The organism is Megasphaera paucivorans, from assembly GCF_900103535.1.
GTDB lineage: Bacteria > Bacillota > Negativicutes > Veillonellales > Megasphaeraceae > Megasphaera_A > Megasphaera_A paucivorans.
Map to the genome: position 1 here is coordinate 1 of NZ_FNHQ01000028.1, position 25680 is coordinate 25680.

General features: G+C 40.4%; 21 protein-coding genes, 1 rRNA gene and 1 other annotated feature. Of the genes, 2 read left to right on the forward strand and 20 right to left on the reverse strand.

Annotated features, from left to right (window positions below):
* A 16S ribosomal RNA gene (locus tag BLR11_RS10875) occupies positions 1 to 213 on the reverse strand; the annotation flags it as partial.
* 415 nt (positions 214 to 628) lie between these two features.
* On the opposite strand from BLR11_RS10875, the gene BLR11_RS10880 reads away from it, so the two are divergent.
* Together BLR11_RS10880 and BLR11_RS10885 are read left to right on the forward strand one after the other, a co-directional pair.
* Complete coding sequence (locus tag BLR11_RS10880; protein ID WP_091651934.1) at positions 629 to 1417, forward strand: basic amino acid ABC transporter substrate-binding protein; 789 nt, start codon at positions 629 to 631, stop codon at positions 1415 to 1417.
* Positions 1417 to 2052: an HAD family hydrolase gene (locus BLR11_RS10885; protein WP_091651938.1), complete on the forward strand. Its 636-nt coding sequence runs from the start codon at positions 1417 to 1419 to the stop codon at positions 2050 to 2052. Before BLR11_RS10880 ends, BLR11_RS10885 begins: the two co-directional genes overlap by 1 nt.
* Positions 2053 to 2110: 58 nt before the next feature.
* Here the strand turns inward: BLR11_RS10885 and BLR11_RS10890 are convergent, their stop codons facing one another.
* The 19 genes from BLR11_RS10890 to addB all read right to left on the reverse strand — a co-directional run bounded on the left by BLR11_RS10890 (position 2111) and on the right by addB (position 25545).
* A complete protein-coding gene (locus BLR11_RS10890; protein WP_091651942.1) occupies positions 2111 to 3442 on the reverse strand; it encodes a hypothetical protein in 1332 nt (443 codons plus the stop codon).
* Entirely contained in the window at positions 3432 to 4367 is a 936-nt protein-coding gene (gene whiA, locus BLR11_RS10895; protein WP_091651944.1) for a DNA-binding protein WhiA, read from the reverse strand. Before whiA ends, BLR11_RS10890 begins: the two co-directional genes overlap by 11 nt.
* A gap of 5 nt (positions 4368 to 4372) precedes the next feature.
* Positions 4373 to 5725 carry a gluconeogenesis factor YvcK family protein gene (locus BLR11_RS10900; RefSeq protein WP_091651946.1) on the reverse strand — a complete coding sequence of 451 codons (1353 nt, stop codon included), beginning with the start codon at positions 5723 to 5725 and terminating at the stop codon, positions 4373 to 4375.
* A gap of 14 nt (positions 5726 to 5739) precedes the next feature.
* Entirely contained in the window at positions 5740 to 6642 is a 903-nt protein-coding gene (rapZ, locus tag BLR11_RS10905; RefSeq protein WP_091651948.1) for an RNase adapter RapZ, read from the reverse strand.
* A gap of 19 nt (positions 6643 to 6661) precedes the next feature.
* A complete protein-coding gene (locus BLR11_RS10910) occupies positions 6662 to 7462 on the reverse strand; it encodes a Cof-type HAD-IIB family hydrolase (protein WP_091651950.1) in 801 nt (266 codons plus the stop codon).
* Positions 7459 to 7860 (reverse strand): hypothetical protein, encoded by a 402-nt coding sequence (locus tag BLR11_RS10915; RefSeq protein ID WP_091651952.1) that lies wholly within the window; start codon positions 7858 to 7860, stop codon positions 7459 to 7461. Before BLR11_RS10915 ends, BLR11_RS10910 begins: the two co-directional genes overlap by 4 nt.
* Positions 7861 to 7935: 75 nt before the next feature.
* Positions 7936 to 8439 (reverse strand): DivIVA domain-containing protein, encoded by a 504-nt coding sequence (locus BLR11_RS10920; protein ID WP_176762965.1) that lies wholly within the window; start codon positions 8437 to 8439, stop codon positions 7936 to 7938.
* Between the two features lie 50 nt (positions 8440 to 8489).
* On the reverse strand, positions 8490 to 9278 hold the full coding sequence (locus BLR11_RS10925) for a YlmH family RNA-binding protein (RefSeq protein WP_091651954.1): 789 nt from the start codon (positions 9276 to 9278) through the stop codon (positions 8490 to 8492).
* A gap of 20 nt (positions 9279 to 9298) precedes the next feature.
* On the reverse strand, positions 9299 to 9763 hold the full coding sequence (locus tag BLR11_RS10930; RefSeq protein WP_091651955.1) for a cell division protein SepF: 465 nt from the start codon (positions 9761 to 9763) through the stop codon (positions 9299 to 9301).
* Between the two features lie 12 nt (positions 9764 to 9775).
* Positions 9776 to 10456, reverse strand: a complete 681-nt coding sequence (locus BLR11_RS10935) for a YggS family pyridoxal phosphate-dependent enzyme (RefSeq protein WP_091651958.1) — start codon at positions 10454 to 10456, stop codon at positions 9776 to 9778.
* Positions 10457 to 10583: 127 nt separating this feature from the next.
* Positions 10584 to 11393: a peptidoglycan editing factor PgeF gene (gene pgeF, locus BLR11_RS10940; RefSeq protein WP_091651959.1), complete on the reverse strand. Its 810-nt coding sequence runs from the start codon at positions 11391 to 11393 to the stop codon at positions 10584 to 10586.
* Entirely contained in the window at positions 11383 to 13122 is a 1740-nt protein-coding gene (locus BLR11_RS10945) for a radical SAM protein (protein WP_091651963.1), read from the reverse strand. Before BLR11_RS10945 ends, pgeF begins: the two co-directional genes overlap by 11 nt.
* Positions 13123 to 13485: 363 nt before the next feature.
* The gene (locus BLR11_RS10950) at positions 13486 to 14118 is read right to left on the reverse strand and encodes an outer membrane beta-barrel protein (protein WP_091651964.1); all 633 of its coding nucleotides are present in this window, start codon (positions 14116 to 14118) and stop codon (positions 13486 to 13488) included.
* 280 nt (positions 14119 to 14398) lie between these two features.
* The gene (locus BLR11_RS10955) at positions 14399 to 15841 is read right to left on the reverse strand and encodes a sodium:solute symporter family protein (protein WP_091651966.1); all 1443 of its coding nucleotides are present in this window, start codon (positions 15839 to 15841) and stop codon (positions 14399 to 14401) included.
* 155 nt (positions 15842 to 15996) lie between these two features.
* Positions 15997 to 16207: a binding site (T-box leader), on the reverse strand.
* A 333-nt stretch (positions 16208 to 16540) separates the two neighbouring features.
* Positions 16541 to 16672 (reverse strand): hypothetical protein, encoded by a 132-nt coding sequence (locus BLR11_RS14615; RefSeq protein ID WP_281240852.1) that lies wholly within the window; start codon positions 16670 to 16672, stop codon positions 16541 to 16543.
* Positions 16673 to 16902: 230 nt separating this feature from the next.
* Entirely contained in the window at positions 16903 to 17790 is an 888-nt protein-coding gene (gene sdaAA / locus BLR11_RS10965) for an L-serine ammonia-lyase, iron-sulfur-dependent, subunit alpha (protein WP_091651970.1), read from the reverse strand.
* Positions 17791 to 17803: 13 nt separating this feature from the next.
* The gene (gene sdaAB, locus BLR11_RS10970) at positions 17804 to 18463 is read right to left on the reverse strand and encodes an L-serine ammonia-lyase, iron-sulfur-dependent subunit beta (RefSeq protein ID WP_091651972.1); all 660 of its coding nucleotides are present in this window, start codon (positions 18461 to 18463) and stop codon (positions 17804 to 17806) included.
* Between the two features lie 10 nt (positions 18464 to 18473).
* Positions 18474 to 22148 (reverse strand): helicase-exonuclease AddAB subunit AddA, encoded by a 3675-nt coding sequence (gene addA / locus BLR11_RS10975; protein ID WP_091651974.1) that lies wholly within the window; start codon positions 22146 to 22148, stop codon positions 18474 to 18476.
* Positions 22135 to 25545 carry a helicase-exonuclease AddAB subunit AddB gene (gene addB / locus BLR11_RS10980; protein ID WP_091651975.1) on the reverse strand — a complete coding sequence of 1137 codons (3411 nt, stop codon included), beginning with the start codon at positions 25543 to 25545 and terminating at the stop codon, positions 22135 to 22137. The genes addA and addB overlap by 14 nt, the downstream gene beginning before the upstream one ends.
* Between the last annotated feature and the right edge of the window lie 135 nt (positions 25546 to 25680).

The following is a 25680-nucleotide window of genomic DNA, read 5'->3' on the forward strand; positions in this document are numbered from 1 at the left end:
CATCATCCGGCCATGCGGCCGATTGATCGTATTCGGTATTAGCAGCCGTTTCCAGCTGTTGTCCCCATCCTGAGGGCAGGTTGTTTACGCGTTACTCACCCGTTTGCCACTCGGTCTTTCAAGAAGCAAGCTTCTTGAAAAGCCTCGTTCGACTTGCATGTGTTAAGCACGCCGCCAGCGTTCGTCCTGAGCCAGGATCAAACTCTCCATGATATATGAAGAGCCATTCGGCTCATTCTTGCTATTGTTTTTGGTTCGTTTTCTTACTCGTTTTGACGTCTTGTTTCCAAGACCTCGCACTCTGGCGTTTGTTTGTTCGTTACATTGTTCAGTTTTCAAAGGTCATCGCTGTCGTCCGACAGCTTAATTAGTATATCAAAATCTCTTTCGTTTGTCAAGAGACTTTTTTTCGTCAGCCTTGATGGAGCCTCGTTTCTTTGCCCTCATCGCGACGACTTGATTAGTATATCATTCGAAATGCATATCGTCAAGAGGTTATGTGAAAAAAATATTTTTTTCTTACATATTTATTATCATTACTTTCTCTTTTTATTGTTTTCATTATTGTATTTATGTATAATATTAATATCTTATATATTTACAAATTATATTTTAGGAGATGTTTGAAATGAACAAAAAATGTATCGCTTTTGTCGCTGCATCTATGGCAGCAGTGACAATGATTGCCGGCTGCGGCTCTTCAACAGGTGATAAAAAAGATGGCGCAAAGGACACAAAACCTTTTGTTGTCGGCACGGAACCGACATTCCCGCCATTTGAATTTACACAGGATGATAAGTATGTAGGTTTCGACATGGACTTTTCTCAAGCCATTGCCGACAAAATGGGACGAAAACTTGAAATCAAAAGCATGGGCTTTGATGCGTTGATCCCGGCTTTAAAAAGCGGCCAAATCGATATGATTGCTGCCGGCATGGACGCCACCCCTGAACGCAAGAAACAAGTACTGTTCACAGATGTATATTTCCGCGGTGGCTATGTCATCGTTGTACGTAAAGATAATACAGATATTACTGGCTGGGATTCTTTAGCCGGCAAAACCGTAGGAGCTCAAGTAGGTACTAAACCTGTTGATATAGCCCAGGAAAAAGGGGCTAAAGTAAAACAGTACGATGCCAACAGTCAAGGCTGGCTGGAACTAGGAAGCAAAAGCTGCGATGCTGTTGTCATTGATAATGCCGTTGCCATGTATTATTTGTCCCAAGGCGGTGACAAAGATCTGAAAATGGTAGGTGATCCTATTCTTTCCAGTGGTTCCGCACTTGCTATTAGCAAAGATCATCCAGAAACATTAGAAGCTGTTAACAAAGCTGTCGCTGAATTGAAAAAAGACGGTACATACGCCAAATTATACAAAAAATGGTTCGGTCAAGAACCGCCGAAGGATGCTAATTAATGTATAAAGCTTACGTGTTTGATTTTGATTACACATTAGTAAATTCTGAACAAGGTATCGTCATGTGCTTTGAAATGTTATTGGAAGCGCAGGGCTTTCCTCCTGTTTCCCGTAAAAAAATTTGTCAAACCATCGGAAAGCCAATGACGGAATCTATGAGCATTATAACCGGCATAACGGATAAGTCTCATATTTTAGAATTATGCCGATTATACAAAATTCGATATTCCGATAAATACATGACTCCAAATACCCATTTATTTCCTGATACCCGCAGCACGTTAAAGAAACTCAAGGTTCAAGGAGCACTATGTGGAATCGTATCAACAAAAACACGGCATCGCATTAATCAAACAATCGAAATGGAACATTTGGAACAATTAGTTGATTTTGTTATTGGTATCGAAGATGTAGATTTTCCGAAACCAGCACCGTACGGTCTTGAGTTAGTGCAAAAACGGTACCGTCTTTCTCCGCAAGATATATTATATATTGGGGATAGCCTTATCGATGCACAGACAGCCCAAAACAGTCACGTTGATTTTACCGGCGTCACAACGGGTACTACAACGGCTGCTGATTTTGAAGCATATCCGTTTGTCCGTATTATAAAAAAATTAAGCGAACTTGTTTAAAAGGCGCATCATTAAAAAATGAGTTGCTACACGTAGTAAATGTGCAGCAACTCATTTTTTAATTTATCCCGGTATTGGATTCTCCTGCGCGAGTATTCTTATCCGAAAACGAAAGAGATGTTTCTGCTGGAGCAATCTGTATATCTATATATTCTGTCTTCACTGTATCTTTTTCACTTTTATCTTTTTTTCTATAACCAGAAGTTAACGTTTCATTGGAATCTGTATGCTTTGGAACTATCTGCTGCTGTTTCTGCCGTATTTTATCTGCGTTTACTTGATCTATAAATTGCTGCACTTTATTATCAGGAACAATAATAAGACGAACAGGCAAATTGGCAGCCCCGGGAGGCATTAAATGAATATTTACATCTGTGCCTGCGTCAAAAGAATCAATATATTGCATAGCATCAGCATCATTGCCGCCAATACTGTATACGCCAGCCGGTGGCACTTCCACCAATTTACAATCATCACGATACAGCATTTCCACAACACCTGCATATTCTCCCCCCTGCGGATTAAAATATACATGTATTTTCCCTTTTCCTTTTGTTTTTAAATTAACATTGTAATCCACACCATAATTACCAACATTTTCGGAATTTCGATTATCAATAATATCTTTTCCTTTCAAAAAACTATCTATATGTCCATCAGCTAATGTTATATAACGGATTCCATCACTTGGTAAATAGGGTGTCACTAATCCTAATTCTCGATTCATACCATGAAAGCTGCCTCTCAATTTTACCGCATCACTATCTAAATACCGACACTTCTTAATAAAATCGACCGGATTCGCATCATATGGCATAATAACTGTAAAAATTTGCAGCATGTCAGGTAATGTCATATCTACAATTCCAGAATATAAATCTTCCGGCTGAATCGCAATAGCATTGATCCGCTGCCCAATAACCGCATAGGACAAGGGCGGAATTTGTATCTTATTACTTGTTGGCACCATTTCATAGTACATCAGAGATAGTTCTTTACCAACACGGTAATATTCATCACTGGGCCGGGAAAACTGACAGCGATTCACATATATCATTGCCGCTTTATCTGATGGATTATATGCCATAACCGCAATTTTTCGCGGTCCATTCATTTGGTTCACATGATAAAAATAAACACGGCAATCCCCTTTCATTAAATCCGTATAAAGAACACCATCTTCTGTCGCATACTCTGGACTGTCTGATAAAAGCAACGTACCTGTTTCTTTAGGGGCTGTCATCGTAGCAGGCAACATGGGTGAATGAATAATTTGAAACATGACATCCCTATTATCCGGACCTACGGATACCATTGATGCCGATACAAAAAACGGCAGAACCGCTGCTATACTTATTACAGCAAATTTAACAATTTTCTTAATTTTCATTTTTACGTTGTCCTTCTATAGTTTTAGCTATGTCAGCAATTTTTTTAAACCGGTGCATAAGTCCCGGTTTAGTTAATCCAGAAAATTCTGCCAATTCGCTCAATGACGATTCCGGATGATCAAGCCGCAACTTTGCTGCTTCTTGCAGTTTCATAGTCATCCGATCATATAGTCCTGCCTCTTGGATGGTATAAATATATTGAATCTGTCGAATGGCAGCATCTACCGTCTTTTGCAGATTGGCTGTTTCACAATTGACAATACGATTCACATTGTTTCGCATATCTTTAAGTACTCGAACACTTTCAAACTTCATATAAGCTTGATTCGCTCCAATATATTGCAAAAAAGAAGAAACTCCATTTCCTTCTTTTAAATAGACAAGATACTCACCTTTTCGGTCAGTAATTTTAGCGGGTAATCGAAAATGCCGCATAATTTTGAGAATTCGTTTGGCAAAAATTTCATTTCCTGTAACTAATTCTAAATGATAATCTCCATTTGGTTGATTGACCGAACCTCCACCTAAGAAAGCCCCTCTCAAAAAGGCACGCCGACAGTCCGTTTTTTTTAGCTGCAAATTATGAAATTCTCCAGCATGAGGAAACAACGATAGTTCTTCGAGAATATGCGTGCTTTCGTGTGAAGGAATCACGCGCAGGATATAAATATTCTTTTTCCGCAGTTTCAATCCCTGACGCACAAGTACTTCCGGACGTATTGAAAAAGTACGCATCCACATAGATAATGCCTTGCGTGCCACAGCATTATTGGATGTGCTGAATTCTATGCCAGTCGTTTGTTTAGGACCTAAAATAATCGAGCCGCCCATACAAAGCAGCGCCGCTAACTCCGCATATCGGCAGGCAGAATTTTCCGGTTTATAATGAGCAGCTTCATTCTTTACTTCTTCTGCAAAAGACACGAATGTCACCCTTTCGTGTGTGTCATGTTATACCGTTTTAAATAATAACGCAATATTTCCGGCGACAAATCAGTTCGCAGCGCATTGATTAAATCAAATAACATATTCGCTAACTTTTTTGCATCATGAGTTGCTCCCGTTTTTTTGTCTACTAAATCAGAAAGAATCAACGTAGCCCCGGTAGCTTCAATCTGCTTTTTATCAATTTTCACCGGATAGGCGCCCACTAATGCATAGTGTTGCAAAATATCCGGTTCAATAATACCGTTATTAGCAAGGACAAAATCGATAATATTAGCACCGGCGTGCTGATTAATTGCTTTAAGATGATCTGCAACAGAATATCCATCTGTCTCACCGGGCTGCGTCATAACATTGCAAATATATATTTTTTTAGCATTACTGTTACGAACGGCAGCGGCAATGTCAGGAACCAGCAAATTAGGCATAATACTTGTATAAAGACTCCCTGGTCCCAGAACGATGGCATCTGCCTTTATAATTGCCTCTACCGCAGATTGTATGGCACGTGGATGTTCCGGCGTTGTAAAAACGCGTTTGATTTTACCATGTACATCCGGAATTCGTGATTCCCCTTGTACAATGGTACCATCAACCATTTCTGCATTAAGCAGAATTTTATCTGCAGAAGATGGAATAACCTTGCCGCGCACCTTCAAAATTTTACTGGAAGCATCTAGTGCCCCTTCAACATCACCCAAAACTTCAATCAGTGCTGCAATAAATAAATTTCCAACACTATGCCCGTTTAATTCCCCCGAGCCACCAAAACGATGAGCAAACAGTTTTTCCATCAAACCTTCTTTATCAGCTAACGCCACCAGACAATTCCGCAAATCTCCAGGCGCAATAATATCAAGATCCTGACGAATTCGTCCGGATGAACCGCCATCATCGGCAACGGTTACAACAGCCGTCAAATTATACGTTTTGGTCTTTAACCCACGCAGCATGATGGATAATCCTGTACCACCTCCAATAACAACGACTTTAGGCCCTTTGGATAATTTCATATTAGAAAGAATCAAATCACTGATATTTTCAGATTCATTCGGCATAATAGCATCCAACATCGTACGGATAAGGCGCCGTGTTGCCCATCCCATGACAAACACTCCAATAACCAGCCAGATAATGCCAACGGTAGCCAGCACTGTATAGTTATAATGACCCGTTGCTTCATATAACATCCGGAAAGCCCATTCTTCAATTTGTCCAAGCCACTGATAATTAAATGTAAGGACGAGACCAAAGCTGGTAGCCATCATACCCAGACCAAATAAAAACAACCATCGTTTTATATGAAGACCCGGATGCAACCATCTAAATAATCGCATCAATTACACCTCCATCAAAGCTTCTCATCATCAGAAACGTCTTCCTCTACATCATTTTTTTCAATATCACGGTGTTCAATCGCAACATCCATACCGTTTTTCTTTAAATGACGATACATAGCTTCTGCCATACAAACACTGCGATGCAAACCACCCGTGCATCCAACTGCAATAACTAACTGACTTTTTCCTTCTCTTTCATAGTTAGGAAGAAGAAAATCGACCATATCAAACCATTTACGCATAAACGTCTGCGTAATAGGAAATCCTTCAATATAATCACGTACAACAGGCACCCTACCTGATTTATGCCGATATGCCTCAATATAAAAAGGATTGGGCAGAAAGCGAACATCTTCTACAATATCGGCATCAATAGGCAGTCCATGTTTAAATCCAAAGGAAACAACCATTACCGAAAGACCTTTTCCCCGTTCACTAATAGCAAATTTCTTTTTCAATACTTCCTTAAGCTCACCAGGTTTCATATTTGACGTATCAATAATAAAATCAGCCTCTTCACGAAGCTCTGCAAGCTTAAGGCGTTCTTCAGCTATTCCTTGACTAATTCTATTATGCGGAGCCAAGGGATGCACCCGTCGCGTTTCCTTATAACGGCGTACCAATACTCTGTCATTCGCTTCAAGAAACACTATTTCATAAGACACACCTTGTTCTTTCAATTCTTTTAACGACTGACTCATCGCATCAAAAAATTGTCCGCCGCGAATATCAGCAACAAGAGCTACATGCCGCACTCTTTCTCCGCCTTGTATACACAATTCGGCAAACTTTGGAATAAGAACAGGCGGTATATTATCAATACAAAAATATCCAATATCTTCCAGTACTTGTACTACATGTGTCTTACCCGCTCCGGACATTCCGGTCACAATAATAAGATGAAACTGCTCCATAGTTGCCTCCTTTATATCATCACAAAATAAATTTCTCGATAGCGGCAGCAACACCGTCATCATTATTGGAGGTAGTTACAAAATCAGCCGCTTGCCGTATTTCATTTTCAGCGTTGGCTACAGCAACAGAGAAACCTGCTGTTTCCATCATAGCTATGTCATTTTGAGAATTACCGATAGCCATAACATTTTCCGGCTGAATGTGAAATATACTGCATAATTGGCGAAGGCCCGTTCCTTTGCTGATTCCTTCATGTACGATTTCCAACATCGTTTCTTTTGACCGCATTAATTTAAATACGCCTGGCATCGTCAGCTCTATTTCTTTCTTTATTTGATCCAGCTCATGCATTGTACCATGAACCAGCATTTTAGAAGGCCGTCCCTCCGGATGATAAAACCGTTCCCCTGCTATGAGAGCTTTTGTTCCTGTAATATTTTCATAATTTTCAATATAATGATTATAATAAGGAACCCGAACTACATCATCAATATATGTTTGCAAAAACCACTGTTTTTCTTTGGCTAACATCAAAAGTGTATTCGCATCTTGCAAATCAATCGGACAATGGTATAAAATTGTTCCCGTATCTACCGTCTGTATTAAAGCACCTGAATAAAGCATCATAGGTATGTCGCCTAATTTCAACTGTTTTCCGTAAGGCTGAGCTGTAGAAAACATCCGTCCTGTAGCAATGACAACAGTAACATCTTTTTTACGTGCCAGCCCTATTGTATGAACCGTATGGTCAGATACTGTAATGTCGTCGCGAAGTAACGTATCATCCAAATCAATCGCTACCATCTTTATTTCGTTCATTTTGTTTTTATCCCCTGTCTCCAGTCAAAAATCTGTCCTGCCGGCTGTGTATTATGAGACGCTGTACTATTTCCTCCAGCAGCATATGCCAAATCTTCTGAAAAAGAATCCTGTAATTTATCAATTTCTTCTTTTTGTCCGGCTGTAGCTTTCTGGCGATTTTGAATAGCAACCGCTACCATTTGTGCCATTTCATACCGAGTCAATGAATATGCCGGAGAAAATTTGCTCATATCTGAACCCGTCAGCCCTGCTTTAGTCAAATCGTAAACCGCTTTATATTCCCAGCTTGTTCGTTCCATCGTATCAAATGGATTGGGTGCATATGGATTATATGCCATAACCGATCCCGCCATCATCATCATTAAACTGACAAAAATCATGAGCTTCCGTTTCATCCTATTCCTCCTAAAAAAATATACTCCCTCTCAGGTTTAACCTCTGTCATACCGGAAAGAGAGCATATGTTGGAATTATTTTTTTTCTTCAACAGCTGGTTCCTTGGAAGCTGTTTCTGTCCGGACTTCCTCTTCTTCAAGAACCATATCATCCAACAACCGCAGCTGGCTGGTAAGAATCGACCTGACTTTAGCCCGGAATGCATTAACCTGCGTCTTCATTTTGTCCATATCTTTCTGGGTCGTCTGAACATTAAACGTAGTTTCATCCAACATCTGTTTTTTCTTATTTTCTGCTTCCTGTAAAATCAAATCAGCTTCTTTACGAGCAGATACCTTTACATTTTCAGCAGTTTGCTGAGCCAACATCAATGTGCTGTTCATCGTAGATTCCATTTTCTCATATTGAGATAATTTATCTTGCAGCTTTTCACTACGTTCTTTTAATTCACAGTATTCACGATAGACTTTTTCATAGTCGCCTGCTAAATCATCCATGAAAGCATCTACATCTTCTTCACTGTATCCACGAAAACCGCGTTTAAATTCTTTATTATGAATATCCATTGGTGTGAGCATTGTATGATTTCCTCCTAAGTAATTATGAAATACATGCATATTATACATCATTACATATAGCGTTTCAACAAAACTCCTGTACGTCCCTTACGAGACTGACCGGTTACCGCCGCTACTTCCATCCGTCCTCGTCCGCGCAAGGAAATAACATCGCCCGCCTGAACTATCTGCGCCGGTCCTTTGGCTGACTGCCAATTGATTTGAACCCGTTCTCCATTAATTGCCTCTGCAGCCTTAGTCCGAGAAATGCCAAATCCGGAAGAAACTATTGCATCCAAACGCATAGAAGCAACCGTTGTTCTGATTTCCTTAATTTTCTCTTCTTTGGGTACAATTTCCTCAAGCAATGTTTCTTCAACATGGACAGAAACCATCGCAATTTTATCAAAATTTTGCTTTAAATAAGGCACCAGATGGCTATCTGCCAACAAAATCGCATTATCTTCTTGCACAAGAATATCCCCAAAGCGCTTCCGGTCAACTCCTAAACCCATAAGTGCTCCCAAAATATCTCGATGTCCCAACAGCCGGTACCGCGCATCCCACATAATTCGGCATGCCGTCACTTCATAATCAACCAAGCCCTCATAATCATCACGGATAAATGCAATCTTTACCCGTTCCGCTCCCTGATACCCACCATAAGTGCGTATGGTCAAGGATGGCATATGTGCCTGAATCGTTTCTGCTATTTGAACCTCTCCCGGAGAAACAAATTCGCTTACAGCGAACGGACGGCCTTTTCCTGCAGCTGCATCTGCCAAATCAATCAGTCGTGCTGCTAATTCGCCATTATCGCTGCCTTTATAATATCTAATAACTTTATCTCTATTCTTCACTCAAAAACCTCTTTGCCGGATTATTGTCCGTCTTGATTCTTCCAAGTTAATGCCGACGCAAAATCATCATACTCATGTTTACCGCGATCAACGCTTACATTGCTGGGCACGCAAAGGAAAATATCTTTCCCTACTTTTTGTATGTTGCCATCTACAGCATATGTCGCACCACTTACAAAATCAACAACACGCTTGGTAATATCCGGTTCTGTTGCTTCAAAATTAATAACTACCGGCTTGCGTTCACGCAAGTAATCGGCAATGTTCTGTGCATCATCAAATGTTTCCGGTTCGACAATCATCATCTTCAGCGGTTTATCCTGCTGTGCCGAACTAAGAGAAGAGGACGAACGATATGGCTGTGCCGTCTGCCGCGGCGCCACTTCATCCTCATATCCTGCTTCATCTGTTTCAAATTCATCGTCATCTTCATTGACTCCGCCTACAGTACCCACTAATTTGTTCCAAAAATTTTTTACTCCCATGTCATGTCCTCCTTAGTAATTGCGCGGTCCAAATATTGCCGTTCCTACACGAACCATATTGGCGCCTTCTTCGATTGCTATTTCGAAATCATGGGTCATGCCCATTGATAAATATTGAATCTGTCCAGCAGGAAACTTCGTTTGCATATGTTCATATAATGCCCGTGCTATACGAAATACAGGCCGTACATCTTCTACATTTTCATAATCAGGGGCAATACACATCAACCCTTGAACACGCACATGAGACAGTCCCTTAGCCATTTCTATTATTTCTGGAAAAGCGTCTACTTCCATACCAAATTTACTTTCTTCATTAGCCACATTAACCTGTAGCAGAATATCCTGTACTTTCCCTAAATTTTCAGCCGCCTTATCGACTGCCTTCAATAGGTGCGCAGAATCCACAGAATGAATCAAGTCAAAATGTGCAACAGCATGTTTAGCCTTATTGGTTTGTAAATGGCCAATCAAATGCCACTTTAAACAGCCGTGAAAATGTTCCATTTTTTCCATAGCTTCCTGAACTCGATTTTCTCCTACATCAGTTATTCCGCAAGCTGCTGCTTCTTCTACATTTTCCAGCGGATGATTTTTAGTAACAGCCACTAAAATAATTTTATCTGTTCTTCCGGCACGGGCAGCGGCATCAGCAATCCGTTTTTCTATAACCGCCACATTTTCCTTAATCAAAAAATATCCCCTCCGTCTTGTACACTAATTGATTTAATTATACTACATCCATTATATTTATTCTATTATATATAGTGAAAAGTATAATTATTAGACAAAATTTCCAAGAATTAACATGTACATTTTATCATAACTTAGCAAATACCGCCATTCTTCCAGTTATTCCCTGATCACGGCGATACGAGAAAAATTTATCCTCATTATCATACACGCAATTTTCCGTTACGTCTATATGTTCCGGACAAATTCCTGCTTCTTCCAGCATAATTCGATTAGCTGCCCACAAATCAATAAAACATTTTGTATCTTTCTGAATAATACAAGAAGAAAAAGTCGTTCCCATAGAGTTAAATACCTGCTCCGTCGCAGGTCCTACTTCAAAATATTTCCAAGAAATAGAAGGACCAATATAGGCCAGCATATCAGAAGGTCGCGTACCATAGGCAATACGCATAGCAAATACAGTCTTGGCAGCAAGTTTGGCAGCTGTACCGCGCCATCCATCATGAATAACCGCACACGCTTTATGTACCGGATCATATAAAATGACCGGAACACAATCAGCAACAAACAACGCAAGCGGTATTCCCGGAAAATTAGTCATCAGCGCATCTGTATGAGGCAGTGCTTCCTCATATGACGCAGAACCGCAGCCCGCTTCGGTCAAACCTACTGCAACAATATTATCTCCATGTGTCTGCTGTGATGTTGTTAAACGAGAAAGGCTAAATCCCGCCGTCTTACAAAGACGGCGGCGATTTTCTCGTACATAATCGGCATTATCGCCAACATGCAGCGCCAAGTTCAAAGAACCGTATCCATTCATGCTGACTCCCCCGGAACGTCCGGTCACTCCATGACAAAAACCAGCAACATTCATAAGTGCACTTTCTTCCCAACATATTCCATTTGTGTGTGAAATCCATTTAGTACTCATTAATACCTCCGCAAACATGACAACGCCGACACCCTTCCCAGCAAGGTTTAGTAAATTCACCTTTCTGTGCCTGTTCCAGTTCATATGTTAAATAGTTGGGAGCAAGTCCCATATCAAGTACCTGCCAAGGTAATACTGCGTGAAGAGGTCGTGACGCATATAAGTATTTTTTCACATCAAGTCCATATTCTTTAACAGCCCGCTTCCATCCTTTTACACCCCCGTAACGACTGGCTAACGCCACTACTTCACCTACACGGCGATCTCCACGCGAAAGCACGCCTTGTATATAACATTGCCGCAGCGGCTCAATCAACAATTCTATCTGCTGTTCGCGGTGAAATGCCTTTTTAACAATATCCAATCGATGCTCAATAACGTTTTTATTAGCCATTGGCATCCATTGAAATGGTGTACAAGGCTTAGGAATAAAAGGATTGATACTAAGTGTTATTTTTCCTGTATTGCCAATACGTTTCATATGCTCTCTAACACGTTGCGTCATATCAACAATAGCCTCTATATCTTCATCTTCTTCCCAAGGAAGTCCTATCATAATATATAATCGCACATGCATAATACCTGCGGCTGTTGCTAAATCAATAGATCGAAATAAATCTTCATCGGTAATTCCTTTATTGATGACATCCCTCATGCGTTTACTGCCCGCTTCTGGAGCCAAGGTGATGGTTCTCTGTCCGCTTTCGGCAAGACCTTTTACAATAGCAGGCGTAATAGAATCAGCACGTAATGATGCACATGAAAAAGAAAGGCCTTCTGAACGGATAAACGATACAAGTTCATCAATCTGGGGATAATCAGAAATAGCCGCTCCCATAAGACCAATTTTTTTCCCTAAAGTTTTACCTCGCAGAACAGCTTCTTTTATATATGACAATGGCCGTACCCGCGGTCGGCGATAGCAATATCCTGCCATGCAGAAACGACAATGACGCCCGCAGCCACGCGCAATTTCTATCAGATACATGGCTCCAAACGCTGTATGCGGTGTCGACACAACAGTTTCTCCGGGTTCTGTTAATTCTTCCCACTGCCGCGCAACGCTGGCTGGAGCTCCTTTCTGCGGTATAATGCGGCAAAGATTCCCTTGTTCATCATATTCATGTATATAGAAAGATGGTACATAAAGGCCGGGAACACCCGCCAATGCATCTAATACATTCTGACGCGTACCGCCTTCTTTTTTAATTAATGTATATATTTTGAGTAAATCATGAATTACCCGTTCTCCTTCACCCACAATGCAAACATCCACAAACGGAGTCAAAGGCTCTGGATTAAAAAAAGCCACCGGTCCTCCCATAATAATCAACGGATCCGTTTCCGACCGCTCCACCGCCAAAGGCGGAACCCGGCCCTGTGTAAGTAAATAAGGAACATTAAAATAATCCATCTCAAAATTCACAGATAATCCAATAATTTCAAAATCACAAAGAGGTCGCTGGTTTTCTATAGTAAGCAATGGCGTATGATCTTTTTCATACCATGCAGCCATCTCCTTATCCGGAACAAATGCACGTTCACACTGCCATCCTTCATGACAATTAACTTCACGATAAATAATCTGCATTCCTAAATTACTCATCCCTACTTCATACGTATTGGGATAGCAAATCGCCATCGTATGACGAGAACCAAAAGGAAATTTATAATATCCAGTTTCCTCGGCAAGGCGTTCCGCTAATTTTTGTTCAATACGCCAACTCATCTACATTCTCCTCTCCCAAATATACAGTTTATTGTAACATAAATATTATATGGTTGTGAAATAAATACGTAATATATACACAACATGGCGATAATGCTATCTATATAAACATATGTAATGCGATTCATTATGTACCCCAATATACAGAAATATTTTTTTATCCATATACGTTTCTCCCTTTATATGAAATATATTATTTTCTGTATCATACCTCACGATTCAAAATACAGTGATATCCAACAAACAGCAAAGGTCTGCTATATACCCAGAAAACGCAACAATTCTGTCGCGATTCAGTGTATATAGCAGACCTTGAAAGTACATGCTTATTATCTTACGTGTCAAATAAAGTATACCCACCTTCTACTTCTTGGCCGTGGAACCACCACCGAAACGATATGACACATTTGCAATAAATCCTTTGTAAGTAATATTATTGTCACTGTTAACTTCCGTGTTAAGATGGCGGTATCCCACATTGACATCTAAATCTTTAGATACTGCATACCCCACTCCGGCTTCCCATAAGGATGTCTTCTTTGTTCCCAATGCTCCTTTGGCATACACATCAAAATTATTGCCTATAGGCGTTTTAGCAACAACCCCTACCTGAAGCACATTGTTTGTAACATTATATTCACTAGCAACATTTGTTGAATTTTTAATACGGTTCCAGCCGCCATAAAAAGCAAAATTTTTGTTAAACGAATATACTGCATTAATTTCCTGCGAATTACCTGTCGTCCAATCATTTTTTGTTTTCAAACCATAATACCCATATTGTACAGCCCATTGATTGTTTAGTCCATACGTTACTCCGCCGTTCATATTCCATTTACTGCTGGATGATTCTCCACCGCCTTTTGCTTTTACATTCCAGGTTCCAAGATCAATCTGTGTTTCTCCTTGATTCCACTGGGTTTGCGGAGTAGCAAATGCAAAAGAAGTCACACATGCAGTCAATGCTAATGCCAATGCTAACGACTTTTTTTTCATATTCTCACATCCTTTTTTTAGTTATCCGATTCGATGTTATATATATTTTATCATACCACTTTGTAAAAAATAATACAATATTTTATCATAGCTTTGCATCCCTTTTATGTTAACATACTGTACGATAGGTACTTTTAAATTAACATTTTTATTATAGTTATCATTTATTCCCCTATGAGTTATCTTTATACATTATGTTTTTATAAAAAAATGACGTCTCTATTGAACTTCATCTTTATAGGGGCGTCATTTTCAATTTCTCGAATATATCAACTTTCGTTTAATGGCTGGCCGGTACCGTATCAACTACCTCTTCTTTGGCAAAACGCAAATTTTCATCTTCTTTAATAGGATTACGCGCCAACGCACTCGTGCCTAAAAAAACACACCCGCAAACAATCCATTCCATATAAATAACATGTGGCAGAATTCGCACAGAAGGAATCATCATCCAGCAAATTAATACGATAATAGATGCAATAATAGTATAAAAAGCACTTTCACGACTACATAGTTTGGGTGCATAAAGTGTCATAAGCACAATGACGCTAAACGCAGCCATCAAGCTAAGTCCCGCCATCAGCGTAGAAATAATGCCGCTAATAGTAATAGCAAAACCCAGAGTAAGCAAACCCAGAAAAAAAACAGAAGCACGAGTAACACGCATATATGATTTCTCTGACATATTCTTATTAATAAACCGCTTATGAATATCATGTGAATAAAGTGTTGCCGAACTCAAAAGCAAATTGCAAGCACAGCTTACATCAGCGGCCCAAAGAGCAGCCAGTGTAATACCTGCCAGCCATGGATTCAGAGACATAATCATCTTAGGTAACGCCAAGGTAGCCGATATATTAGGATACATTTCCGCAGCGATAACCCCTAATAACGCACTGACAAAACCAATGGGAAGCATAATTAATCCCCCTATGATAAACCCTTTTCGAGCAGTATGGACGCTTTTTGCACCAAGAGAAATTTGAATAATGCTTTGCAATGAAATATTCACGGTAATTAGGACAACAATCCATGTAATAATCGTCATCGGACCTACTCCGGCAACAAAGTCAAGCCCATGAACTTCCGGCAGCTGCATTTGAATTTGTTCCATACCACCTGCCAGGTGAACTGCAATAAATGCTGCCATAATGATTCCCGCATACTTCAATGTCACATTCAATAAATTAGAAATACTAGCCGACCACATTCCCCCAATAAGCGTTACCCCAATAAATACGATAGCACTCATGAGCATGCCCGTAAAAGGCGTAAAAATTTCCGGCATAAGCGCTGATAAAATGGTCCCGCCTGCAACATATTGCATACTCATAATGACAAGCTGAACTAATATCTGACAAAAAATACCCGCGGTCATTCCTTTTGTATCATAGTAACGTTCTAACATTTCCGGAATAGTAGTAATATTGAGACGGCGATACTTTTTAGCAACAGTAAGTCCCATTACGATGGCACCTATACCCCATGCAGAAGTATACCATCCGGCCGAGATTCCCGCCTTATAGGCTTGTTCTGCGACGCCAATTGTGGATGCGCCGCCGACGGCAAGGCCTACAATTGATACCATAATAAGGGGAGTAGTTAACTTTCGGCCTGCTAAGATATAATTTTCGGCCTTTCCGGCAGCACGTCTTTTAGCATACCCGCTAATCAAAAATATTACACAAATATATACTCCTACAATAATCGCCGAACTATTCATATGTTTTCCCTCCTGTTGTGGATATGGTCAATACTTCCCCAAACACTCCGGTATAAAAAAAAATCGCCCCTGAAAGGGACGATTTAGCTCGCGGTACCACCCTAATAATCTGACAGCATCAAAAAATGATAGAGACAAATAAAAAAGAGTGATACCTAAGGGACGGATAAATCCGCGGTACCACCCTAATAATCTCGAATCAGATCAACTCATAGCCTGTTAACGAAAGCCACGCCGGCTCGGCCTACTTACTTCAGCCTTGCGGTTCAGGAAAGAACTTCAGGTTGCATCACCTACCGATTTACACCAACCACCGGCTCTCTGCGAAGCTATTGCAACTCTACTTTTTTCCGTCATTACCATTTGGGAAAATGTATTGTTGATGACAATTATACAGGTTTTGTGTTGAATGTCAATACATATATGCTTCTTGTAAAACGTTTATTGTAAAAATAAATAAATTCAATTTTAAATTTCTTTTTATCTTTCACATGTTATTTATACATTTTTTCTTATTTACAGATACAGAATGTCCTTATACTTTTCTTGCCAAGTTATCACATTTATAGTAGAATATAGCTAAAACTAATAACAAGATATAGTATAAAAATGATATCTTGTCGTAGATCGTATACTTAATAACAAAGGGATGACACTATGAAAACGAAATGCGTTGAACTTAGCAGCTTTGAACGTGATTTAGTCTGTAACTTCGCCAAACAGCCAAAGGATTCGCCTATACCAGCGGCACTCTGCCGTGCCATTATACGTAGGCTGGAAGGAAAACCAGTATTCGCTAAAAACAGAGTCCGCATCTCTCAAAGCTCCCATGCTCATTTAGCCGCCGCTGTCTCAGAAAAATAAAAAATATTTGCATCCAAACTCAATATTAATTCCGTGGTACAAGGAATACATACCGCATCGTTCATATATGTATTGGAATAATCAGGATTTAGAGTACAAATAAAAAAACTCATATTACTTCAAGTAGTATTACATTTGAAGCAATATGAGTTTTTTATTTGTACTCTTGTCTAAATAGTGTTACCTATATTTTCTATTTATTGTTCCCGCATCGCCTTTTCCAACCGTTCAGCAATTTCTTTTCCTGTAGGTGTACGGGCAAGTCCTCCTTCTGATGTTTCTTTTAAAGAAACGGGCATAGCTCTTCCAATCTCATACATTGCCGAAACCACTTCATCCGGGGGGATAACACTGACGATTCCCGCTAATGCCATTTCAGCAGCAGTTAAAGCATGAACAGCAAAAAAACCATTACGTTTAACACAAGGAACCTCTACCAATCCAGCTACCGGATCACAAACTAATCCTAACACATTTTTCAAACATAATGTTGCTGCTTGAACTGCTTGAACGGGTGTTCCTCCACATAATTCCACAACCGCTGCCGCCGCCATCGCAGCAGCAGTGCCACATTCTGCCTGACAGCCACCAACAGCTCCTGCAACACACGCATTCCGTGCTATAACAGCCCCAATTCCAGCCGCTGTAAAAAACGCCTGAATGCAAGACTGTCTTTCATATTTTTTCTCTTCTGCCACAGCTAAAATGACCGCTGGGACAATACCGCAAGATCCCGCAGTCGGACAAGCTACAATTCGAAACATTTTCGCGTTCGCCTCATTAATTGCCAATGCATATACTGCCGCTCGTCTTGATACATCTCCCAACAATACGGAAGCTGCCGCTGCCAAACGTGCCGCATCTCCTCCTACAAGTCCGCTTACAGATTGAGTGGTATCATTTAATCCCGTTTGAATAGATTCATAAAACACATCGATACGCTTGTCCATAATATCTAATACAGTAGATTCTGGCTTTTCTGACTCTTCCATTTCACGCAGCATAACTACTTTTGATAAGGGTAAGGTATATTTATCAGTCAAATTCAACAACTCTGCCAACGATTTATATTCATATGTATTCATGATAAATAACCTCCTATAATGGTGATAACGCAATAACCGATTGAATAGCAGAAATATTACAGATTTCCGTTTCCAAATCAGAAGGTATCGGACTATCTGTACATATAATCATGACTGCATTTGCATTTTTTGCGCTGCGAAACACCTTCATAGTTGATACATTAATCGCTCCAAGCGCCATAATCGTCGTTACTTTAGCAATAATTCCAGGCTGATCATGGTGGAAGGTAAGAAGGGTATATTCTTCACCTGTAATTTCAACATAAAAACCATTTATTTCCCGAATTTCAATACGACCGCCACCTAGAGATACACCGACAATCTCCATCACAGTTCCTGTCTTTCCTTCCATTTTAATACGTACCGTATTAGGATGATCTGTTTCCTCTTCCGAACGTGTAAGCGTAACTGTCATTCCCTCCTCCTTCGCAATTTCAAAAGAAGAACGAAGCCGGATATCATCAGCGGAAAATCCCAGCAACCCTGCAACCAACGCCTTATCTGTACCATGTCCCTTGTATGTTTTAGCAAAAGAACCATAAACAGTTATATCTGCCCGGATTGGTTCATCCTTTAATATTTTTCTGGCCATGAGGCCAATACGTGCGGCTCCCGCCGTATGTGAACTAGATGGACCAATCATAACCGGTCCCACAATATCAAAAACGCTCATATATCCTCCTTTAAAAGTCAATAATTCGCTGTAAATAAAAACTATACACATATACGGCTGAAACAGGTTCTGCAAAAATTTGTTCGATAGCTCGCTTATATAAATTTAATTGGATTTTATATCGGCTGTAAAATTCTTCATCCGAATCGAGATGATCTGTTTTATAATCAACCAACACCCATCCTCGTTCATCTTTAAACAAACAATCAATAACACCCTGCACTAAAATATGATCTCCTTTTTCCACAGACGGAAGCACCCCACCCCCTTCAAAGAGAACAGTAAAAGGATATTCCCGATACAAAATGGAAGCACTTGCCATCCGTCTTCCTAAATCCGATTGACAGAAATGTAATATAGCCGGCATATATACCAACTGTACTTCGTCATCAGTAAATATTCCTTTGCTTTCCCAGTCTGCCAATGCTTCGTCCAGTGATCCCGCCGTCATGGCAGGACTTACCGTTACATATTGCATAACTTTATGAAGTACAGTGCCACGCTGTGTCCCTGTAATGACAGCTTCTTCCTCACTTAACCACAGCGGCAGTTGTGTAAACACATCCTCCTCTGGAGTGGTGACTGCGCTGCCTGTAACAGCAAGTTCATCTTCCTCCAAACGTATTATCTGCTGTCCGCTATGCATGCGACGTTTAATTTCAGATACAGAAAACTTTGCCGGAGTCTGTACTGCCAGTGGATATTCATACTGCCATGACAATTGCATTTTCATCCATTCAGGTACCATCGTATGTGTTAATTTATTTTGGTGTAATAGTTGCAGCCGTACATCGACATCCTTGTTTTCTATTTCTTCAAAACCCGAAGTCTGGTGATGAAGAAATAGTTGCCATAATCCGCTATTACATACTGCATCCCGTCCATCTTGCATAGCAGATTCTAAAGAAGTACACTCTTTACGCATCGCTATAATCGGCATGACCCAATCAAGATACGAAACAGCCCGGCTCGGATTTATATCTGACACCCACCGCTGCCATTTCCCCATTATCGAACTGCTATGACCGATCAATATTAATTTATCTCTGGCTCTTGTCATTGCTACATACAATATCCGTTGCTCTTCTGCCTTGCCTTCCCAGTCCAATTGTGTTCGAATCCCATTCCAAATAAATGTAGGATAAAACATGCGCCATTCTGGGTCATATTGTTTTAAGCCGATTCCCTGTATATTGTGAAAAAGAATAGGAGACTGCATATCCTGCCGATTAAAATTTTTCCCCATATCAGCAATAATAACAACAGGAAATTCTAACCCTTTGCTTTTATGGATACTCATAACGCGTACAACATCTTCTCCCTCACCAAGAACTTTAGCAGGCGCTAGATCAAGTTTATCGTCACGCATTTTATCTATTAGTTTTAAATATCGGAATAAGCCTCGGTACCCAGCCACTTCATATTGTCTAGCACGATCATATAATGCCTGCAAATTGGCTTGTCGGGAAATTCCGTCCGTCATACCGCCGACATATTGAAAATAAGCAGTATCTGTATAAAGGCGTTGAAGCAAATCCGCTACTCCGGTACGGCGGCTAAAAGTTCGCCATTCTTCCATATGCTCGCGAAAACTCTGTAATTTATTACGTTCTGCCTCATCAGATACATGTTCTATATATAGTGTCAAATTCTGCCATAATGTATCTGAACCACTCAATCGCAGCTGAGCCAATGAAACTTCACTCATGTTTACGATAGGAGAACGCAGTACTGCCGCCATGGCCAAATCTTGTTCCGGATTATCAATACAGTGCAGCAAAGATAACATTGTCTGTACTTCAACTGCAGCAAAATAGCCGCCATTTTGCTCTGCATAGGAAGGAATCCCCGCAGTTTGCAAAGCCTTGAGCATAGCATCTGCTTTACCGGCCATAGACCGCATTAAAATAACTATATGCCGCCAAGACAATGGTTCCATCGTCCCATCTTTACGAGCAACAAACTTCTCACTTGCTTTTAGTTCCTGCAGGCGGTTCACAACAACCAGACATTCTTGCTCAAATGCTGTCAAATCAGCATCTCCTGCCTCTGCCGCTTTGATTCCTTCGTCCTCATCCAGCGTATCTGTAATATGTTCCTGCCCTGCAGTATCTAAAAGATGAATTTCAACAGGTCCGCCGATCCACCGGCTGTCATCAACAACAGAACGACCAGCATACAGTTTTTCATGCTCTCCATATCCCATTCCTGCCGCATCTTCTGTCATTGCTCGAGAAAAGACTTCATTGACTGCTGCAAGAATATTAGGTGCACTTCGAAAATTCTTTGATAAATCAATACAGCGCTGTATAGCCCCTGTTTCTCTGCTAAAGGTGTTATACTTATGTAAAAATAACATCGGATCAGCCAATCTGAACCGATATATACTCTGCTTAATATCTCCTACCATAAAACGATTATCATCACAAGACACTAGTTTTGTAATAAGTTCTTGTACTCCATTCGTATCCTGATATTCATCAATTAGGACTTCTCGAAAAGTATGCCTAAGTTCTTCTGCCGCGGCTGAACGTACTGGATATCCTGGTCGTGATTGCACAGATAGTAATATCTGCAGACAAAAATGCTCTAAATCACTAAAATCAATCCAGCCTTTTTCTTTTTTTGCAAGACTGTATGCTTTTGAAAAATCAACAGTAAGCGCCGCCAATCCTTTCATCACAGGATACATGTTCCTCATTCCTTGCAGCCAATCCTCTGCTGTAATTGAAAAATACGATGCCTGTAATTCCTCTTTAATTTGCTTCTTTACCTCGGCCCGCCGATCCTTGCAAAGTTGCCACTGTTTTTTATCTTCTTCCGAAAGTCCCCGTAAACTTTTAAGCCGTTCAAAGGAAATACTCGTCACAGCTGCCGCCATTTCCTGCCAATATCTGCATTTTTCAGCCTTCTGTATCATATCTCGTTCCTGTTCCAACTGTCCCCGGACGCTTTGAAAGACTGGTAAACTGCCAATATCATGTAATATTCCTTCGTACATCAGAAATTGTTCTTGCAATACAGCTTGTATATGCTGCATAATCGGACGACACCACCGCATGTCGTCAATGCTGGCATCACAAGGAATATCATAGTCCTGCACCGCATGTTCAAGCCAATCGGCCGGCCAAGGCAAACTTCGCGAATAATCATAAACATGTTCCACTACATGCATCAATATGTCGTCACCGCGGTCATTGCCAAACATATCAGCAAGCGGATATAACAAAACAGCCTTATTTTCATTTTCATAATAAGAAAGAAATACTGTTTCCATTACATTGTTGCGCAATAAATTTAATTCTTCTTCTCCTGCAACAGAAAAATTAGGATCTATATCAATAGTATAAAAATATCGACGGATTACCGTTTGACAGAAAGAATGGAGTGTAGAAATATGAGCCGATGGCAATAGCGCCAACTGCCGTTCCACCACTGGATCATTATGCTCAGCCAAAGCTTGCGTTAATGCAGCAGCAACACGTTCTCGCATTTCAGAGGCAGCGGCCTTTGTAAAAGTCACAACAAGTAATTCCGTAATATCTAAAGGATCTCGTTTATCAAGAAGCCGTCGGATTATACGTTCTACTAAAACCGCCGTTTTTCCAGAACCTGCGGCCGCTGATAATAACAATGTCTGCCCTCTGCTGTTAATAGCTTCCCACTGTTCTTTAGTCCAAGCCATGCGCAGCTCCTCCTTCTTCAATTTCTTTAATAATTTCAACAGCCTTACGTTTTTGTTCTGCTGCATATTTGTTTTCCTTCAACTTTGGATCAAAAGAACAAACCGCTGCATAAGGACAATATTGACAAGAAGTTCTCTGCGACAGTAGAATAGGCCGGATGGAAATATCTCCTTTAGCAATGCATTCCGCAATGGCACGAATTCTATCCGATGTAAGCAGCAATAATGCCTGCCATGTTTCTTCACTGTAAACATTCACCGACTGCGTGCTTAATGTCCCATCCTTTTTCAAACGCAAATTCAAATACTGTGAAATGCCCTCCATAGAAGTATCCAATTTCTGCATAACTTGACTATCTTTTAAATAACATCCATTCAGCTTGCTGCGCTTGTTATATAGTTCTTCCTTCTCTTCTTCCGTCACTGGACGATTTAAAAAAGTCTTATCATCTCGGACGTAGCAGTAAAGAATTGCTGCCGGAACAGCATCACTATCCAAGTTAAGCAATGCAATGTACATATACGTTAAAAGTTGTAATTCCAATCCAAAGTAGACTTGCGTCAAATCTATCTTCTTTGTTCCTGACTTATAATCAATCACAACAATAAAATCACGCCCATCTTCATGTAGTATATCAACTCTGTCAATTTGTCCCGTTACAATAACTTCCATCCCATTTTCTAACATAAAACGTAAAGGCTGCCATTCATCCTTTTCACAGCCAAAAGATTTTTCCAATGCCGCCATTTGGAATCGTGATGCTTGACTAAAGGAACACAATCGCTTGACAGTTCTGATTAGTGTTTTTATCAGACGTTCTTTAATCTGTTCAAAATACGCATTGGTCATAAGAATATCATGCTGAATATTCGGAGCTAATCGTTCCGTAGCCTGTCGACACATTCCCACTATTTCTTTTTCTTCCACATCCCGCCATTGACGTCCTCGAGCTAATAATTCTGATCCCATAAGACGCAGCGCACCGTGTACCAGCATACCTAAGTCCGGTGCTGCAAAACGATAAACGGGGCGTTCTTCCAAACCAAGTCCATATTGAGAAAAATATGCGAAAGGACAGCTGCGATACCGCTCAAACTTAGTCACAGATCCACGTAATTTCCCTTGTGGAGCATACAATCTGCGCACTAAATCCAACGGCAGCGGCTGCGGTACATTTTTATGAAACAACCCTTGTACAGCATGTACTGTTTGTTCGCGCCAGCCATGTCCATAAGACCAGTCGTATAGCGCCCACCATAAATCAGCAACGGATTTTCCCTCTGCCGCAGGCCGCAGCATAACCGGCAAATACCGTAGTGCCACGGGCAAAGACACTATATACTCAGATTCTCTGCCAGCAGGAATACTGCCATTTTCCATTTTTCCGGGAACCACATACCCCTGATCAACCATTTGATGAATCCAAGTAGAGGCTTCTAATACAGCGCCCTCTTCATCAGCTAATGCATACGAAAGATAAATTTGTTCTGTTGCTCTAGTTACAGCAATATAAAATAAAAATCGTTCCTGAAAGGACCGAAAACGACTTCCGGGACCCAAGACAATTCCCAGCGCACCCAGCTCTTTTCGTTCATTATCAGTAAGCAAATTCTCATCACTGCTGCGCTTTGGAAAAATTCCGTCATTGACACCACACACAAATACAATCTTAGATTGCATCATATATCCGCGTTCTACAGACGTAATTGTCACGTGATCCAAGGTAGGGGGAATAATACTGAACGTAAGGCTGTCCAGTCCGTCTGCAATCATCTGTGAAAATTCTTCTAAATCAACCGTATCATCCCCACACAGTTCGACTAATTCCTGAAGAAGCTCCAATATTTGTTTGAAAACTTGCTCATGTTCTTTACTTTCTATTGCATGTCCTTGCATATCATCGCTTTGTTTCCATCTGCGCAATGTCTCTATAATGCCAGAATGCTGCAGCCATTGATATAAAAGGGTACACCACTGTCGCAGTGTATGTAATTCCTGAGAAGCTGCATATAACGGATTTACCAATTCATATATTACATGACGGATTTCATTGATATGTGCCAAATACTCCATTTCATTCCTACTGTGTATCACTTTATCATCAATAAAATGCCTTGTATAATATGTCCAGTTTTTATTTTGAAGCCAATGATATCCTTGTATTCCATGAGCCAGACAATAATTTTCCAACGTATCTACATCATGCCGGTTTAACGGAAGTAAATCTGTTTTTAACAAACGAAATAACGGTTCATATGCCCAATGAGATTTTAAGACATCAAGAACTGCTATAATAGCTTCCGTTACCGGATGTTCTGTCATGGGACGCCTGTAATCACTGAAACAGGGAATGTGGTATTTGCAAAATACGCGTTCTGCAATGTGAGTATATAAATCGCTGCTTCGGGACAATATAAGCATATCCCGGTATCTAAATCCCTGGCGGCAAAGCTCTAGAATACGACGGGCAACAGTATCTATTTCCACTTCATAATTTGAACATTCTATGACATGCACATTTTCAACAGGTTGTTCCTGTTTTCTAGGCACAATTTGAAAAAAATTATTGATAAATACGTCTGTCTTTTTGTTATCATTATGAGTAATTGCCTGTATTTTCAGTCCCGGAAACAACTCCCGCAATTGACAATAGACTTCATAGGATCGGTGAAACAGCGCGGTTTCACGCTGCTGTTCCGCTACATGCTCCGGATCTGTCGTCAGCGTAATCGTTAGTTCAGCAGCGGTTTCCCCCAACACTTTAATTACCTGCATTTGCTGCGGCGTAAACCAATGAAATCCATCAATCCAAATATGCGCATTCTGTAAAAAAGAATAATGCGGAAGTTCTCTGATTAATAACGTCATTGTATCATCGGCATCACCAAAACGTTCTGTAAGAAAATCACAATAGCCTTCATAAAGAACAGCTGCGTCTTGCAATTTACGGGCTAATGTCTGATTATCTAAAGCAGCCGCTGCATTTCGCAAATCGGCAGCACTAATACAAAATGATCGGCACTCCCAAATAAACTGACCAACCATATCGGCAAAATTGGATTGTCGTGAAGCCATTCGCAATAGGGTGAACTGTTTTTCATATTTATGCAGCAAACGCTGCAACACTATTTTCCGTGCTAATTCCGAAAGAGACTGCCGCTCTTTCCCCCGTTCCGTAAATACACGATAGGCCAGCCGGGAAAATCCTAAAATTTGTATACCTGCAAAACCTTTTTCTGGCATAGTTTCAGCAAACCGTCTTTCCATACCATAGGTTCCCTGATCTGGCACAAGTAATAATGCTTTGCCGCCGTAAGCGGCCCAATTTCTTATTTGTGAAAAACAGTATGCTGTTTTTCCGCTCCCAGCTTTTCCAAATAGTACTGTAATGGCCAAGGTGTCACCTCATTTCAAATACGGTTCTCCATGTATTGTATCATATCCATTTATTTTATAGATTAAAAACGGATTAAAAATTTACGATATTTTCATCATTTGTCCACTGTAATAATACACGTGGTGTTTTATATT

Excerpts from the sequence above, each read along its gene's own strand:
- BLR11_RS10915 (WP_091651952.1), bottom strand. The coding sequence starts at position 7,860 with ATGAAACGGAAGCTCATGATTTTTGTCAGTTTAATGATGATGATGGCG.
- BLR11_RS10910 (WP_091651950.1), bottom strand. The coding sequence starts at position 7,462 with ATGAACGAAATAAAGATGGTAGCGATTGATTTGGATGATACGTTACTT.
- addA (WP_091651974.1), bottom strand. The coding sequence starts at position 22,148 with ATGGCTTGGACTAAAGAACAGTGGGAAGCTATTAACAGCAGAGGGCAG.
- BLR11_RS10945 (WP_091651963.1), bottom strand. The coding sequence starts at position 13,122 with ATGAGTTGGCGTATTGAACAAAAATTAGCGGAACGCCTTGCCGAGGAA.
- sdaAB (WP_091651972.1), bottom strand. The coding sequence starts at position 18,463 with ATGAGCGTTTTTGATATTGTGGGACCGGTTATGATTGGTCCATCTAGT.
- BLR11_RS10880 (WP_091651934.1), top strand. The coding sequence starts at position 629 with ATGAACAAAAAATGTATCGCTTTTGTCGCTGCATCTATGGCAGCAGTG.
- BLR11_RS10885 (WP_091651938.1), top strand. The coding sequence starts at position 1,417 with ATGTATAAAGCTTACGTGTTTGATTTTGATTACACATTAGTAAATTCT.
- sdaAA (WP_091651970.1), bottom strand. The coding sequence starts at position 17,790 with ATGAATACATATGAATATAAATCGTTGGCAGAGTTGTTGAATTTGACT.
- pgeF (WP_091651959.1), bottom strand. The coding sequence starts at position 11,393 with ATGAGTACTAAATGGATTTCACACACAAATGGAATATGTTGGGAAGAA.
- BLR11_RS10930 (WP_091651955.1), bottom strand. The coding sequence starts at position 9,763 with ATGGGAGTAAAAAATTTTTGGAACAAATTAGTGGGTACTGTAGGCGGA.
- BLR11_RS14615 (WP_281240852.1), bottom strand. The coding sequence starts at position 16,672 with ATGGGAGCTTTGAGAGATGCGGACTCTGTTTTTAGCGAATACTGGTTT.
- BLR11_RS10900 (WP_091651946.1), bottom strand. The coding sequence starts at position 5,725 with ATGCGATTATTTAGATGGTTGCATCCGGGTCTTCATATAAAACGATGG.
- BLR11_RS10950 (WP_091651964.1), bottom strand. The coding sequence starts at position 14,118 with ATGAAAAAAAAGTCGTTAGCATTGGCATTAGCATTGACTGCATGTGTG.
- rapZ (WP_091651948.1), bottom strand. The coding sequence starts at position 6,642 with ATGGAGCAGTTTCATCTTATTATTGTGACCGGAATGTCCGGAGCGGGT.
- BLR11_RS10890 (WP_091651942.1), bottom strand. The coding sequence starts at position 3,442 with ATGAAAATTAAGAAAATTGTTAAATTTGCTGTAATAAGTATAGCAGCG.
- BLR11_RS10955 (WP_091651966.1), bottom strand. The coding sequence starts at position 15,841 with ATGAATAGTTCGGCGATTATTGTAGGAGTATATATTTGTGTAATATTT.
- BLR11_RS10920 (WP_176762965.1), bottom strand. The coding sequence starts at position 8,439 with ATGCTCACACCAATGGATATTCATAATAAAGAATTTAAACGCGGTTTT.